The organism is Flavobacterium sp. Root186, assembly GCF_001428525.1.
Taxonomy (GTDB): Bacteria; Bacteroidota; Bacteroidia; order Flavobacteriales; family Flavobacteriaceae; genus Flavobacterium.
Genome location: NZ_LMHW01000011.1, coordinates 469592 through 484777, shown reverse-complemented (window position 1 = coordinate 484777; position 15186 = coordinate 469592). Strand labels below are relative to the sequence as shown.

Annotated in this window: 11 protein-coding genes and 2 pseudogenes; 6 read left to right on the top strand and 7 right to left on the bottom strand. The window is 33.6% G+C overall.

What is annotated here, in order from left to right; all coding sequences use genetic code 11:
• The 7 genes and pseudogenes from ASD98_RS24390 to ASD98_RS11155 all read right to left on the bottom strand — a co-directional run.
• Positions 1-556: pseudogene (locus tag ASD98_RS24390) on the bottom strand (PIG-L family deacetylase); the annotation flags it as partial.
• 4 nt (positions 557-560) lie between these two features.
• Positions 561-1415: pseudogene (locus ASD98_RS24385) on the bottom strand (6-phosphogluconolactonase); the annotation flags it as partial.
• 570 nt (positions 1416-1985) lie between these two features.
• On the bottom strand, positions 1986-2387 hold the full coding sequence (locus ASD98_RS11175; protein WP_056204348.1) for an OsmC family protein: 402 nt from the start codon (positions 2385-2387) through the stop codon (positions 1986-1988).
• Positions 2387-4504 carry a LysM peptidoglycan-binding domain-containing protein gene (locus tag ASD98_RS11170; protein WP_056204343.1) on the bottom strand — a complete coding sequence of 706 codons (2118 nt, stop codon included), beginning with the start codon at positions 4502-4504 and terminating at the stop codon, positions 2387-2389. Before ASD98_RS11170 ends, ASD98_RS11175 begins: the two co-directional genes overlap by 1 nt.
• 94 nt (positions 4505-4598) lie before the next feature.
• Positions 4599-6506, bottom strand: coding sequence for a LysM peptidoglycan-binding domain-containing protein (locus tag ASD98_RS11165; protein ID WP_056204340.1), 1908 nt, complete (start codon positions 6504-6506; stop codon positions 4599-4601).
• Between the two features lie 62 nt (positions 6507-6568).
• Positions 6569-8098 carry a glutamine-hydrolyzing GMP synthase gene (guaA, locus tag ASD98_RS11160; protein ID WP_053474082.1) on the bottom strand — a complete coding sequence of 510 codons (1530 nt, stop codon included), beginning with the start codon at positions 8096-8098 and terminating at the stop codon, positions 6569-6571.
• A 195-nt stretch (positions 8099-8293) separates the two neighbouring features.
• Positions 8294-9037: a hypothetical protein gene (locus tag ASD98_RS11155; RefSeq protein WP_056204337.1), complete on the bottom strand. Its 744-nt coding sequence runs from the start codon at positions 9035-9037 to the stop codon at positions 8294-8296.
• Positions 9038-9343: 306 nt separating this feature from the next.
• Between ASD98_RS11155 and ASD98_RS11150 the strand changes: the two genes are divergently transcribed.
• From ASD98_RS11150 to ASD98_RS11125, 6 genes are all read left to right on the top strand, one after another.
• Positions 9344-10261 carry a DnaJ C-terminal domain-containing protein gene (locus ASD98_RS11150; RefSeq protein ID WP_056204333.1) on the top strand — a complete coding sequence of 306 codons (918 nt, stop codon included), beginning with the start codon at positions 9344-9346 and terminating at the stop codon, positions 10259-10261.
• Positions 10254-10559, top strand: a complete 306-nt coding sequence (locus tag ASD98_RS11145) for a chaperone modulator CbpM (RefSeq protein ID WP_056204330.1) — start codon at positions 10254-10256, stop codon at positions 10557-10559. Before ASD98_RS11150 ends, ASD98_RS11145 begins: the two co-directional genes overlap by 8 nt.
• 163 nt (positions 10560-10722) lie before the next feature.
• Entirely contained in the window at positions 10723-11106 is a 384-nt protein-coding gene (locus tag ASD98_RS11140; protein WP_056204327.1) for a RidA family protein, read from the top strand.
• A 163-nt stretch (positions 11107-11269) separates the two neighbouring features.
• Complete coding sequence (locus tag ASD98_RS11135) at positions 11270-12526, top strand: voltage-gated chloride channel family protein (RefSeq protein WP_056204324.1); 1257 nt, start codon at positions 11270-11272, stop codon at positions 12524-12526.
• Positions 12527-12592: 66 nt separating this feature from the next.
• Entirely contained in the window at positions 12593-14080 is a 1488-nt protein-coding gene (locus ASD98_RS11130; protein ID WP_056204319.1) for a rhomboid family intramembrane serine protease, read from the top strand.
• A 100-nt stretch (positions 14081-14180) separates the two neighbouring features.
• Entirely contained in the window at positions 14181-15185 is a 1005-nt protein-coding gene (locus ASD98_RS11125; protein ID WP_056204315.1) for a bifunctional oligoribonuclease/PAP phosphatase NrnA, read from the top strand.
• Position 15186: the final 1 nt, after the last annotated feature.

Sequence of the window (15186 nt, the reverse complement as noted above, 5' to 3'; positions counted from 1 at the left end):
TCGCCTCTCCTTTTCTGATTAATCCTTTGATGTATCTCACTTCCGGAATATCAATTTCGCTGTTCTTTTTATTTTCTAAAAACGTTTGTGCTTTTTTATAAATGTTATCTGCTTCTTCGCTTTTGATGTTGAATTTTTCATTATAATCAATCACGAATCTTGCAAAACGTAACGCTTCATCATCCGCAACAGCGATATTTCCTGAAGTCTGGTACGCTACATGCACCTCATGTCCCTGTTCCTGAAGACGCATGAAAGTTCCTCCCATACTGATAATATCATCATCGGGATGCGGACTGAAAATCAAGACACGTTTTTTAGCCGGTTCCGCCCTTTCAGGACGGTTGGTATCTTCGGCATTCGGTTTTCCTCCCGGCCAGCCCGTAATAGTATTTTGAAGCTTATTGAATATTTTAATATTGATGTCGTATGCCGGTCCGGAATCTGCCAGTAAATCACTCATTCCGTTTTCGATATAATCGGCATCGGTCAGCATTAAAATTGGCTTTTTAAGATCAAGCGCCAGTCCTAAAACTGCTTTTCTTGTCAATTTATCNNNNGGTTTATTGATTCTGGTTAATTTTGAAGAAGCTTCCTTATCTAAAATAAAAACAGCATCATCATGTTCCTGTAAAAAAGAAGCCGGAACTCTGTTTGTAACTTCATCTTCGACAGATCTTTTTACAATATTGGCTTTTCCTTCTCCCCAAGCCAGTAAAATAACTCTTTTGGCTTCCATGATTTTCTTCACTCCAAGTGTGATTGCTGTTCTCGGCGTATTGTTTAATCCGAAGAAACAAGCCAGTAAAATAACTCTTTTGGCTTCCATGATTTTCTTCACTCCAAGTGTGATTGCTGTTCTCGGCGTATTGTTTAATCCGAAGAAATCTTTACTTGCGGCTACTCTTGTAATATGATCTAAAGCAACCAAACGTGTTTTTGAGTTTTGAAGTGAACCCGATTCATTAAAACCAATATGTCCGTTTCCTCCAATTCCCAGAATCTGCAGATCGATTCCGCCCAGAGCTTCGATTTTTGCTTCGTATTCGTGGCAGTAATCTGCGATTTGTTCTTTGGTTAAAAGTCCGTCGGGAACGTGGGCGTTTTCAGGTAAAATATCAACGTGGTCAAACAAAAGTTCTTTCATAAAACGAACGTAGCTGTTGATTGAGTTGGGTTCCATCGGATAATATTCATCCAGATTAAAACTGATTACGTTTTTAAAACTCAAGCCTTCTTCTTTATGAAGCCTTACCAATTCAGCGTAAAGCCCTTTTGGAGAAGAACCTGTTGCCAGACCTAAAATACAAGGTTTATTTTCTTTTTGTTTCGACTGGATTAAAGCTGCAATTTCCTGTGCAACAGCTTTTGAAGCTTCTCCTGAATTTTCAAAAACAACGGTGTTGATGTTTTCGNTTTTCTTTTTGTTTCGACTGGATTAAAGCTGCAATTTCCTGTGCAACAGCTTTTGAAGCTTCTCCTGAATTTTCAAAAACAACGGTGTTGATGTTTTCGAAGCGCTTTTCAAAACCGGTTGCTTTGTCTATTTTACTTTTTAACATGATATAGTTTTTTTTTATTCTTCGGATTATATATCGGCTTTAAGCCTGAAAATTTTATTTTACATCGCAAAAAAGCAAGTTAAAGTCTTGCTAAAACAATAGCATTCAACATCATATAAAGATAAAACCTTTATAAATGGAATACAACAAAATTTAAATTATTGATTTAGGGTAGAATTTGGAATATCATTTTTATCTCACTTAGAGATTCCAAATAATATTGAAAAAGCGATTCTCGTTTTCACTTTTTTAGCATTGCATTATTTTTGCATAAAAATGCGTATTTTTTGCAAAGCAAAGATACTTCATATTACACTTAAGAACCAAAATTTGATATGAATATTTTGTTAATTTTTTCAATTATTAGAAATTCATAAAAAAACCGTCAATATTGACGGCTTTTAAAATATATTCTACTAAAAATTATTTCCAATTGAAAGTTACATTCTTTTCTATTTCTGAACTTAAGCTCAAAAATACCGGACAAGTCATTGCCGCACGTTCTAAGATTATTTTGCTTTTTTCATCGGCATTGCTCTTCAGTTCAAAAACAACTTCGATTGCACCAATTCTTCTTGGTTCTGCATTCATAACTTTAGTTACTTCGGCTGTTGAATCCACTAAATCTACGTTTAAATCACGGGCTTTAATTCCCATAATTGTAAACATACAGCTTGCTAAAGCATTTGCAACTGTATCTGTTGGAGAAAAAGCTTCACCTTTTCCGTTATTATCAAGAGGTGCATCAGAAATGATTTCACTTCCAGATTGTATATGTATTGAACTTGTTCTTAAATCGCCTAAGTAGGTTATTTTTGATGTCATTAATTTGCTTCTTTTAAAGTTAAGTCTGAATCGTAATATAGTATGTAGACACCTTTATTTGCGTGTCCGCCATCTTCTTTTTTATAAAATTGAAATTTATTATCCACCTGCTGTGTGGTCATTAAATCTGCTGTTTCCTGATACGTTTTTCCCTGAACCAGACGCATCATGGTATCAAAAGTTACATCAAAACCTCTGGTTGCATACGTATTAGGATAAGCTTTATTTTTCAACTTATATTCTTTCTTAAAAATCGAAACCGATTGATCGTCACTGTCACGAGTTACAGATGGGTACATTAATTTCAGTTTTACCAAATTGTCAAAACTAATTTCGTCTGTATCAAGCGTGCTATTTTGTTCTAAAATTACCAATTGCACCTGACAAGTTTTTTGAGCATCCGTTAACGCTTTAATTACTGTTTTAATCATTGCTGTATTTCCCGTTTCCATCACTACGTAATTCATTCTATTTGGCAGTAATAAGCTTTTTAAATTAGCAACATCTAAGCCTCCGGTTTCCGTTAAAGCCGCAAAAACAACTCCTTTTTGGTTTTGTTTGATATAACTTATAACTGATTCTTTTTTCTTGTCTACAACAGCTACAATGTTTCCGTTTTTAGCCCTCATATAATCGAAAATTGCATTTCGAACCACATCGTTTGAAGGTATTGTCTGGTACAAATTATCGATAGGATTTGCCACATCTTTTGATAATGGGGAAATAACAGGAACATTATACAAACGAAGTGAATTTGCCGTAGACTCAGCATTATTTTGATAAAACGGTCCTACAACTGCATCTGCTTCCTGTAATTTATTTTGTGCAATTAAACTCGAAATATTCGATGTTGTTTTTGTTTCCTGCGAATCATAAATAGCAACATCAATTGGCAGTTTCAATGTTCTTGCCGAATCAATTGCCATCATTGCTCCCGAATAAAAATCCAGCGTCATGTTTAAAAATTTATCTGTTTTTAAACGTGCCGCCATTCCGGTTGTATCACTTTGTAATTTTGCCAGATTAAACGGAAGTAACAAAACCACTTTTTTGCGTTCGCCTTGACCTCTTTTTTTAGTTAATTCAACTATTTCAGGATCTGCAGAAACAGTTTCAGATTTTACTTTATCTACTATTTTAATTCCTCCGCCTTTGCTTTCAACTGGTTTTTCAATCGCTTTTTCAGCTGGTTTTTCTACAGAAGTTTGTACTGGTTTTTCAACTGGCTGTGATTGTGCTACAATTGGAGCTGGTGCCACATATCCTGCAGGGACTTTTAAAACCATTCCTTCTTTTACTCCTTCTGAAAGTGATGGATTTAAGGCAGTTAATTCTTCCTGAGTTAAGTGAAAAACTCTTCCTAAACTATAAAATGTTTCTTTTGGTTTTACCTGATATTCCATATAAGAAACTGCTTTTTTAGATTCCGCAGGTTTTTTAGTTTCTTCAGGTTTTGCAGCTGTAGTAACAGGCGCTGGAGTTTCAGTTTTAGGAGCAGTTCCTTTAATTGTCAATCGGTATCCAACTGGTAAGCTTGTTACAATTTCCGGATTTTTCTTTTCTAATTCTTCAATTGAAATCCCGTATTGTTTTGCAATTCCAAATTTAGTTTCCTTTGGAGCTACATCATGATAAACATATTTTTCAGTTCCTTTTTGTTTTTTGTCTGAAGTTGCTGCAGCTTTTGATGCAGAACCTTTTCCCGGAATTGTCAATGTCTGCCCCGGCTGTAAACCGTCAGTAACCAAAAAAGGATTTGCTGCTTTTAATGCTTCATCACTAATACCATATTTTTTTTCAAGACCAAACAGCGTTTCTTTCGGCTGCACTTCGTGCGTAATCGCTTTTGAATTACCAGTCGATTTTACCGCAGCTGTTTCTTTTTTGTCTGTATTTTTATTTGATGCCGCCGGAATCAGCAAAACCGTATTTGGTTTTACACCATTACGCGCATCCGGATTTAATTCATAAATATCAAAAGGCGTAACCTTAAATTTTTGAGCAATTTGGTTAACCGTTTCTCCACTTGAAACTGTATATTTCACCGCTTTTCCTTGCGAAAAAGCAGAACAGGTTACAAAAAAAACAAGTAAAAATAATGTTGAATAATATTTCATAATAAGGCTTAAAACAATTTAATTTTTAATTCAAAAACAAGATACTAATTTCTCTTATACAAGATTCACGCCACTTGTCTATTCTTCCAAAAAATTATCGAAGATCGACTTCTAACTTAGCAATAATAACGTTCTTATATAACTCATCTTCTTCTTTTTTCTTGCATTGATACAGAAGTTCTTCCATATTTTGGAATTTATCTGAATAAACATAGTAAGAAAGACTGTTTATATTAAAGAAAAAACTAGCGTTAAAATCGCCCGAATCAATAAGTTGTATAATTAGCTTATCTCGCTGTGGCGCGTCTGTAAATATACCTAAAACTAAGTAATAGCCGTTTGAAACTTCTTTAAGATTATCATAAACTTCAATCTTTATATTTTTTTCATTCTTAAACGGATTTTCTTTTAGTTCTCGTTTCATTTCTTCCAGCGAAACTGCTTTTGAAGTTGCTGCAGAAGCTGATTTTTTAATCGCTTCATCCTGATATTTTTTCAGTTTAACCAAAGCCAGTTTGTCATCAAATTTTCTGGCTTCCATACTATAATAAGAAGCTTTGCTAATGTGACGTTTTACCTCAATTTGTTTTTGAGTATCCAGCGAGTCAATTTTAGAAATTAGCTGTTGATTTTTGGCATCACCCTGCTCCTGCTCAATTTTGTAACGTTTAATTTCTTCTAAAGAAAGCCTTTGCTGGATTGAAGTAACGTTTTTATTTTTTTCGCTTTCGCGGATTTTCTTCTTGTATTCCTGATTTTCTTCAACAGCAATTTTCTCCACTTTATTCATTAAACCCGCATACGCTTTTCGGTTTTCAGCCAGTTCTTTTTTTAACTGAGAGGATATTTCGCTTGTTTTACCGATGCTTTCATACGATTGTTTTTCTAAACGCTTTGATTCATCAACATTTAAAATATCCATTCGTTTTAATTCGACCAAATCATTATTCATCGTGTTTACTAATGAATCTAATTTTGCCATTAAAATATCCTGTACATTTTTATTGGCTTCTAAAACCAAACGCAATTTTTCAACCGAATTTTCTTTTGAACCGTTCATATCATTCAAATTAACTTTCAAATCGTTAATTTTTATAATCTTCTGATTCATTTCTTTTTGAATAACCAGTCTGTCTTTTAAATCATCAATTTCGACCGTTTTGGCTTTTGTTTTTTCGACTACAACTTGTTTTTCGGCAAGAGCCAGCATCAATTCCTCGCTTTCGTTTGCTGGTTTTATTGCTGTCGTATTGATAGCCAATTTATTACCAACAATTAATCCATTTATAATTTCCGGATTTTGAGATTCCAGCTGATCAATTGTAATTCCGTATTTTTTAGAGATCGAAAATTTAGTTTCCTTTGGTTCAACCACATGAAAAACAGTTTCCTGATTGATTACGCGAACTTTTCCATCTAAAGTTTTTCGTTTGTTTGGAATTGCAATGGTTTGACCAATCTGCAGTCCATTTTGTAGTAACTCTTTATTAAGATTTTCTAAATCCTGAACTGAAACGTTATATTGTCTGGCAATGCTGAATAAAGATTCTTTTGCCACAACAAGATGTGTTATTTTCGAAGAAGCAGTAATTTCTGTTTTTGGAAGATTTGAAGCACTCTGCGGAATAATTAATTCCTGCCCAACCTGAAGTCCGCCTGCAAGAACTGCCTGATTTGCGTTTTGAAGATTTTCTACAGAAACATTGTATTTTTTAGATAAACCATACAGCGTTTCTTTTTCGCCAACAACATGAATGATTTGCTGCTCTTGATTTATTTTTTGTGGAGAATGAACAGGAATCTTAATAATTTGATTGTCTTTGATTCCGTTTTGCGATTCGGGGTTGAGTTTGTAAATCTCGTCTACAGAAACCTTATACTTTTGGGCAATGAAATAAGCGGTTTCTCCTTTTTGAATCTTGTGCTCAATAATTGAATCTTGTGCAGTTATTTTGTTAAAAGACAAAATAAACACAAGAGAAATCGTTAAAAAGTCTCTCATAAATAGTAGGTTATAAAAAATTAAGGCCTTACAAATGTAAGGCCTTAATTTTAAAAACAATACTATTCCCACTCAATTGTTGCAGGTGGTTTTGAACTTATATCGTAAACTACACGATTCACGCCTTTTACCTTGTTGATAATGTCGTTTGACACTTTCATCAAGAAATCGTAAGGCAAATGAACCCAGTCAGCAGTCATACCGTCTGTTGATTCTACGGCTCTAAGCGCTACTACTTTTTCATAAGTACGCTCATCACCCATAACTCCAACACTATTTACCGGAAGCAAAATTGCCCCAGCCTGCCAAACTTTGTCGTATAATCCCCAAGATTTTAATCCTTCAATAAAAACAGAATCAACATCTTGTAAAATTTGTACTTTCTCTGGAGTAATATCTCCTAAAATTCTAATTGATAATCCTGGTCCCGGGAAAGGGTGTCTTCCTAATAATTCAGGATCTATTCCTAAAGTAGCTCCAACTCGTCGCACTTCATCTTTGAAAAGCATTCTAAGTGGTTCTACAATTTTTAATTTCATATAATCTGGCAATCCACCAACGTTGTGGTGCGATTTAATTGTTGCCGATGGCCCTTTTACCGAAACCGATTCAATAACGTCCGGGTAAATAGTTCCCTGCGCCAACCATTTTACATCTTCAATTAAATGTGATTCATCATCAAAAACTTCGATAAATACACGTCCAATTGTTTTACGTTTCGTTTCTGGATCGCTGATTCCGGCAAGTTCAGAAAGAAAACGATCTCCGGCATCCACGCCTTTTACGTTTAATCCCATTCCTTTGTATTGATCTAATACATTTTGGAATTCGTTTTTACGAAGTAAACCGTTGTTTACGAAAATACAGTAAAGGTTTTTACCAATTGCCTGATGTAATAAAACTGCAGCTACAGTAGAATCTACCCCACCTGATAATCCTAAAACTACTTTATCGTTTCCTAATTTCTCTTTTAACTCTCCCACCATTTCTTCTACGAAAGCATTTGGTGTAAAGTTTTGAGGAACTTCGGCAATTTTCACTAAAAAGTTTTCCAGCATTTTTGATCCGTCTGTAGAATGGAAAACTTCTGGATGATATTGAATTCCGTAAGTTGTTTCGCCTTCAATTTTATAAGCGGCAAATTCTACGTCGTGTGTGCTTGCTAATTTTACAGCATTTGTTGGAAGTGCTTTGATACTATCACTGTGGCTCATCCAAACCTGACTGTTTTCTGAAACTCCTTCAAAGAAAACTTCATTATCTTTTATATAAGATAAATTTGCTCTACCGTATTCTCTAGTATTAGAAGCTGCAACTTCACCTCCACTAAAATGAGCTAAATATTGCGCTCCGTAACAAACGGCAAGCATTGGAAGTTTACCTCTAATTTGAGATAAATCAGGATGCGGGGCATCTTCTGCGCGAACAGAAAAAGGGCTTCCGCCTAAAATTACTGCTTTGTAAGCTGATAAATCACTAGGAAAGTGATTGTAAGGGAAAATTTCGCAGAATATATTTAATTCGCGAACTCTACGCGCAATAAGCTGTGTGTATTGCGATCCGAAATCTAAAATAAGTACGTTGTGTTGCATGCGCAAAAATACTTTTTATATTCGAAATTGAAAAATCGGAACAATGAAAAAATTATATTTTTTTTATTGTTCCGATTTTTTAGGCTCAAAGGTTCAGAGTTACAAAGGTTCAAAGGTTTTTTCTTTGAGGTTCTAAGATACTGAGTTGCTAAGGTTCTGAGCCTTTTATAGTTTATACTTAGTAACTTTGCAACTTTATTTCGTTTTCTTATCCTTATTAAGTGAAGTATCCTCTCTTATAATAACAAATTTTGATTTTACACCTGTATCAAAATTTTCCCAAACATCAGATAAAATAAATTTTCCTTCGGCATCAAATATTTGAAATTCACCTGTATTTCCACCTAATTCACCTCGATTAAGCGCAATCATATCAAAAGTATTGATACCTTCAGTTAAATATATTCTAAATTCCTGAAATCCACCTTTCAATAATAGTCGGTCTTTCACTACATCCTTATTTAATACCGCTTTAATCAAATCTCCATCGATAGCACCATAATCACGGTATTTGATAACAAAAAAAGCAGAACTTGTTCTAATATCTCCATAACTCACATCGGTTCTAACTAAAGGTTGCTGATCTTCTTTTAACCCCGCATCTTTTAATGCACGATCTAAGTCTTTTTCCATTTTAGGAACATATTGATCCCCCGGATTAGCAAAATCATTTTTTGGAGCCATTGAAAAATTACTTTTTTCTGCTCCAACTTGAAGCTGCGACTTAGGAGTTATACTTGTATTATCAAAAACATTTGGTGTTTTAATACTTGGTACATCTGTCGTTTCTGCTTGTGGATCTTTGACTTGTGGTAGTGGTGTTTTTTTCTTTGCGCTAAACTTAGGTGCCGGAATAGGCTTGAACTTTGTCCCAAATTCTGTTTGCGCTGAAACGGTTACAGCGGCAAAAAATAGTATGAAAAATAAAATATGCTTCATTGAAAAAGTTTTATCGAATCGGCTTTTATAATTATTATAGAACTCAAGTCTAGCATCACAAAAATAGCATAAATAAGTTTGGTGCGACAACTTTAAGACTATTATAACAATATATTAGGCTAATTTTTTGAAATCAAAAAACCTGCCAATTATTGTTTCTCTAAATAAAAATAAATTCCAAATTGAAAATTCCAAATTCCAAAAACAGACGTTAATTTTTATTTTAAACTTGTACATCACTTTGATAGTTAACAACTTATTCTTAACTTCAATACCTCAATTTATTTTATCTTAAAATTCAAAAAGATGGATTATATCGACTATTATAAAACTTTAGATGTTACAAAATCTGCTACTGAAGCCGAGATTAAAAAAGCATATCGAAAACTGGCCAGAAAATATCATCCAGACTTGAATCCGAATGATAAGGAAGCAGAGAAAAAATTCAAGGAAATCAATGAAGCAAACGAAGTTTTAAGCAATCCTGAAAATCGTAAAAAATACGATAAATACGGAAAAGACTGGAAACATGCCGATGAATTTGAAAAGGCAGGTTACGACCCTAATCAACAGCAATATTCCAGACAGCAGCAAAGTAATCAAGATTTTTCTGGTTTTGGCGGAGGCGATTTTTCAGGAAGTGATTTCTCAGATTTCTTTAATTCTATGTATGGTTCAGGGCGAAGCAGCCGAGGTCAGTCTAAATATAGAGGACAGGATTTTAATGCTGAACTGCAATTAGATTTGGCTTCTGCCTACACCACTCACAAACAAAGTTTGACTGTAAATGGTAAAAATATCCGAATTACAATTCCGGCCGGAGTAGAAAACGGTCAGATTATCAAAATTCCGGGACATGGCGGCGCTGGTGTAAACGGCGGACCAAACGGCGATTTGTTCATCACCTTTATAATTGAAAATAATTCTGATTTTAAAAGAGAAGGAAACAATTTATATTCTAATGTTGATCTGGATCTTTATACGGCAGTTTTAGGCGGAGAAATTAATATCAAAACTTTTGACGGAAAGGTAAAAATTAAAGTTCCTGCCGAAACTCAAACTGGAACAAAAGTCAAATTAAAAGGAAAAGGTTTTCCCATTTATAAAAAAGAAAATCAATTTGGAGATTTATATGTGACGTATAACTTAAAAATTCCGACTCAATTATCTGAAAAAGAAAAAGAATTATTTACAGAATTATCTAAACTTAGAAATCATGAGTAGCAAGAACTTAATCCAAATTAAACAGTTTTGTATTTATCATGAAATTGAAAATACTTTTATAACTGAACTTCATAATTATGGTTTAGTAGAAATTATTATGGAAGAAAATGACGAATATCTTCAGCCGGAACAACTGCCTTCAATTGAAAAAATGATTCGTATGCATTATGATCTTAATATTAATTTAGAAGGAATTGATGCTATTTATCATTTGCTGAATAAAATTGAAGCTTTACAGCACCACTTGACAAACACGCAGAACAAACTCCGAATTTACGAAGAAAATCAGGCAGACTAAACTCTTAATCTCTCTTTTGAAATATCACAAAAAAGAAAGATTTTCAGCGTGATTTCAACTCAATATAATTCTTTTTAACGGGCATATTTCCTAAATTGCAGCGCATTAATTAACCTGAATTTGTTTTAAAAACGAGCAAAACAATTCAAAAAAACCTCATAAAATGAAAAGAGAGAACATCTTAACAGGATCGCCGTGGGAAGACAAAATGGGATACTGCCGCGCTGTAAGAATTGGCAATATCATTGAAGTTTCGGGAACTGTAGCAATTGTTGACGGCGACAAAGTAAAAGCCGACGATGCTTACGCGCAGACCTATAATATAATTGAGCGCGTTGAAAAAGTTTTAGAAGATTTAAACGTTGGAATTAAAGACGTTATCAGAACCCGAATTTTCACAACTGATGTTTCTACTTTTGAAGAAGTTGCAAGAGCGCATTCTGCTTTCTTTAAAGATGTAAAACCAACAACTGGTTTTTATGGAATCAGTAAATTGGTTGCTCCTGAATATTTAGTTGAAATTGAATTTACAGCTGTTGTACAATAAATAGTTTTTTGCCACGAATTGCACTAATTTCCACTAATTATTTTTTTTGTTTTGCCACAGATTAAAAGGATTTTAAAGATTTCTTTTTGTTTGTATGAATTCAAACATATTAATTCGTGAAAATTCGTGAAATTCGTGGCTAGAAAAACATCACAAAAAATTAATGAATTCCCAAACCCCAAAACAAATCCTGCTTTCCATTTCTAAATGGATTATAATTTGTGCTTTAATCGGCATATTTTCAGGATCTGCGTCAGCATTTTTTCTTGTTTCTTTAGAATGGGTTACACAATATAGAATCCATCACGATTGGATCATCTGGCTTTTACCTTTAGGCGGATTTTTAGTTGGTTCGAGTTATTATTATTGGGGAGAATCTGTGTTAAAAGGCAATAATTTATTGCTCGAAGAATACGAAAAACCGAAAAAAGTCATTCCGTTTAAAATGGCTCCTTTGGTTCTTTTAGGAACCTTACTGACCCATTTATTTGGAGGTTCTGCAGGACGTGAAGGCACAGCCGTACAAATGGGAGGCGCAATTGCCGATCAATTCACCAAGATTTTCAAATTAGATAATTCTGAGCGCAGGATTCTAATTATTCTGGGAATAAGCGCCGGTTTTGCTTCTGTTTTTGGAACACCTTTGGCAGGCGCTATTTTTGCTTTAGAAGTTTTGTATTTTAGTAAAATCAATTTAAAAAGTATAGTACTTTCTTTTTTAGTCGCTTATGCAGCTTATTTTACCGTAGAATTTTGGGAAATAAAACATACGCATTACAGTATTCCAATCATTCCTGAACTTAGTTTCAGTACTATATTTTATACCATATTAGTGGGAGTTATTTCTGGTTTTGCTGCTTTATTATTTTCACGAAGCACACATTTTTGGGGTTCTCTATTTTCGAAAAACATTAAATATCCGCCGCTTCGTCCTTTTATTGGCGGAATAATTTTAGCGATTGCCATTGCAGGATTAGGCTTTACAAAATTCTCAGGACTTGGCGTTCCTGTTATTGTCGATTCATTTTCGAATCAGAGCGAATGGTATGATTTCCTGCTTAAAATTTTATTTACCGGATTTACTTTGGGAGCTGGTTTTAAAGGCGGAGAAGTAACACCATTATTCTTTGTTGGTGCCACTTTAGGAAGTGCCTTATCCTTATTAATCCCAATGCCGATTGCGCTTTTAGCCGGAATTGGTTTCGTTGCTGTTTTCTCTGGCGCAACCCACACTCCTATCGCCTGCACCATTATGGGATTAGAATTATTTGGTATTGAATCTGGAATTTTTATTGCTATAGGATGTACAATTGCTTATTTTTCATCTGGTTCAGTTGGAATTTATAAATCACAGATTGTAAAAGGTGCGAAATTTAAATTGTACCAAAGGTTTAAGGGGAAAGAATTGGAACATTTGTAGCAAATATTTAGTGATAACTAAAAGTTTTTTTTGTAGTATTGTTTGACCTAAATCAAAACTACTAAAATGGCCTTTGGATTTCCAGCAGCGTTCTCTCAATTAACACCTTTAAATAATTTACCTCAAAAAGCATTTATTTTAAATGCTGTAAACATCTGCAAAAAACTAAATTGGAAAATCATTTATATTGATGAAAATGAATTAAATGCAGTTTCTCAAAACAATAAAAATATCTGGAACGAAACTATTTCATTTTCTTTTGATGAAAACACGGCCATAATTACAAGCTGTTCAAATGGAAATCAAATCTATGATCGTGGAAGAAATAAAAAAAACACAGAAGCCTTTTTAAACCTATATTTTGAAGAGCTTAAAAATATTTCTGACTTTGAAATAAATGAAGCTGATTTTTTGGAACAAATAAAAATTGAAAACGCTTCAAATAAAGAAAAAGCAGAATCTGAAAACATATCAGCGTTTTATTCATTCTTTTCGATTTTTACTCCTTCAAAAGGTTATTTGATAACTCCTGTTTTAATTTACATAAACCTTGCGGTTTTTCTTGTCATGACTTTTTCAGGAGTACATTTTTTTAAACCTGAAATTCAAAATATTATTGACTGGGGAGGAAATTACGGACCAATGATTTACGAAGGTCAATTCTGGCGATTCCTCACTTCTTGCTTTATTCATTTCGGTTTTTTTCATTTAATTCTAAATTGCATCGCATTTGCTTATGCAGGACTTCTTTTAGAACCTTATTTAAAAATTTGGACCTTTCTGGCAACTTATCTTTTCTGTGGTGTTATTGCCAGTCTAAGCAGTTTATACTGGAATAAAGATTTGGTAAGTGCAGGTGCTTCAGGAGCCATTTTTGGTATGTATGGAATTTTACTTATTGTACTTTTATTTAAAACTTTTGAAACTAAAATAAAATTAAAATTATTACTCAACATTACTGTCTTGGTTGGTATCAACATTCTTTACAGTTTTAAAGACGGTATCGATGCTCCGGCACATATTGGAGGTTTTGTTTCTGGTATTTTATTTGGTTTAATACTTTCCATTATAAGAAAAAGAAAAGATTACAGCATGGCGCTTATTTCATCGCTTGCTACAATTATAATTGCTGTTTTATTTATAAATTTTAAAAATTCTAAAGTCTATATATACCAGGTAATCGAATATGAAAAAAGAATGCAGGAATTTAATGATATGGAAAAAATGGCTCTCGAAGCTTACAGTATTCCATATGGAAATTCCATTGAAGAAAACAGAGAAAGTATCTTATACATGATTAAAGATCGTGGTATTTATTACTGGAATGAAAATATCACTTTGGTTAACGAATTAGATAAATTATATCTGCCAAAAGAAATACACCAGCAAAATGAAAAACTAATTGAATATTGCGAATTAAGAATCAGCTTATATGAATTAGCATATAAAAAAATCTCTGAAAACAGTCCTCAATATGATGAACAAATACTTGCCTTAAATTTTAAAATTGCCAGTACTTTAAACCAAATTAAAAAGGCGCAGACAAAGAGCTAAATTTAAAAATCAGAAACTATAATTGGACTCCTTTCCTAAAAGTGTGTTAATCCACAAAATGATTTCAGCATTACATTAAAAAAATGTAAATTCGCACACTATGAAAATACAAGATATTCAGGCGATTCAATTATTGCTTGCTGCTCCAAAGAAAATTGTAATAATTCCTCACAGAGGACCAGATGGCGATGCCATGGGTTCTACTCTAGCTTTATACCATTTTTTATTAAAAAATAATCACCAGCCAACGGTGATTGCACCAAATGATTTTCCTGATTTTCTTGCCTGGCTTCCAGGTTCAGAAACGGTAAAAATCTTTGAAAAAGATACTGAAAACTGTACCAAAATATTAGAACAAGCCGAGCTGATTTTTACACTCGACTTTAATGCTTTTCATCGTACGGGCGGAATGGAACATACGTTAGCCAAACTAACAGCTCCGTTTATCATGATCGATCATCATGAAAAACCGCATGATTATGCTGCTTATATGTATTCTGATACTTCATACGGATCAACTTGCGAAATGGTATATAACTTTATCACCTTTTTAAACAAAAAAGAAGATATTGATAAAACCATTGCAACTTGTATTTATACAGGAATTTTAACTGATTCTGGTTCATTTCGTTTTCCTGGAACTACAGGAAACACACACCGAATTATTGCAGAATTAATTGATTTAGGAGTTGAAAACACTCAAATTCCGGTTTTACTATACGATAACAGTTCTTACAGCCGTTTGCAATTATTAGGACGTGCGCTGCAAAACATGAAGGTTTTTGAAGAACATAAAACTTCTTACACCACGCTTACTCAGGAAGAATTAGACTCTTTCCATTATGTAAAAGGTGATACTGAAGGAATTGTTAATTACGGATTAAGCATTAAAGGAATTGTTTTTACGGCTATCTTTATCGAAAATAGAGATGAAAAAATAATTAAAATCTCTTTCCGTTCACAAGGAGGATTTGACGTAAACCAGTTTGCGCGCGATCACTTTAACGGCGGAGGCCATGTAAACGCTGCCGGCGGAAGATCTGAATCTACCATGGAAGAAACAGTTAAAAAGTTTGAAGATTTAGTAACTAAACTAAAATTATAAA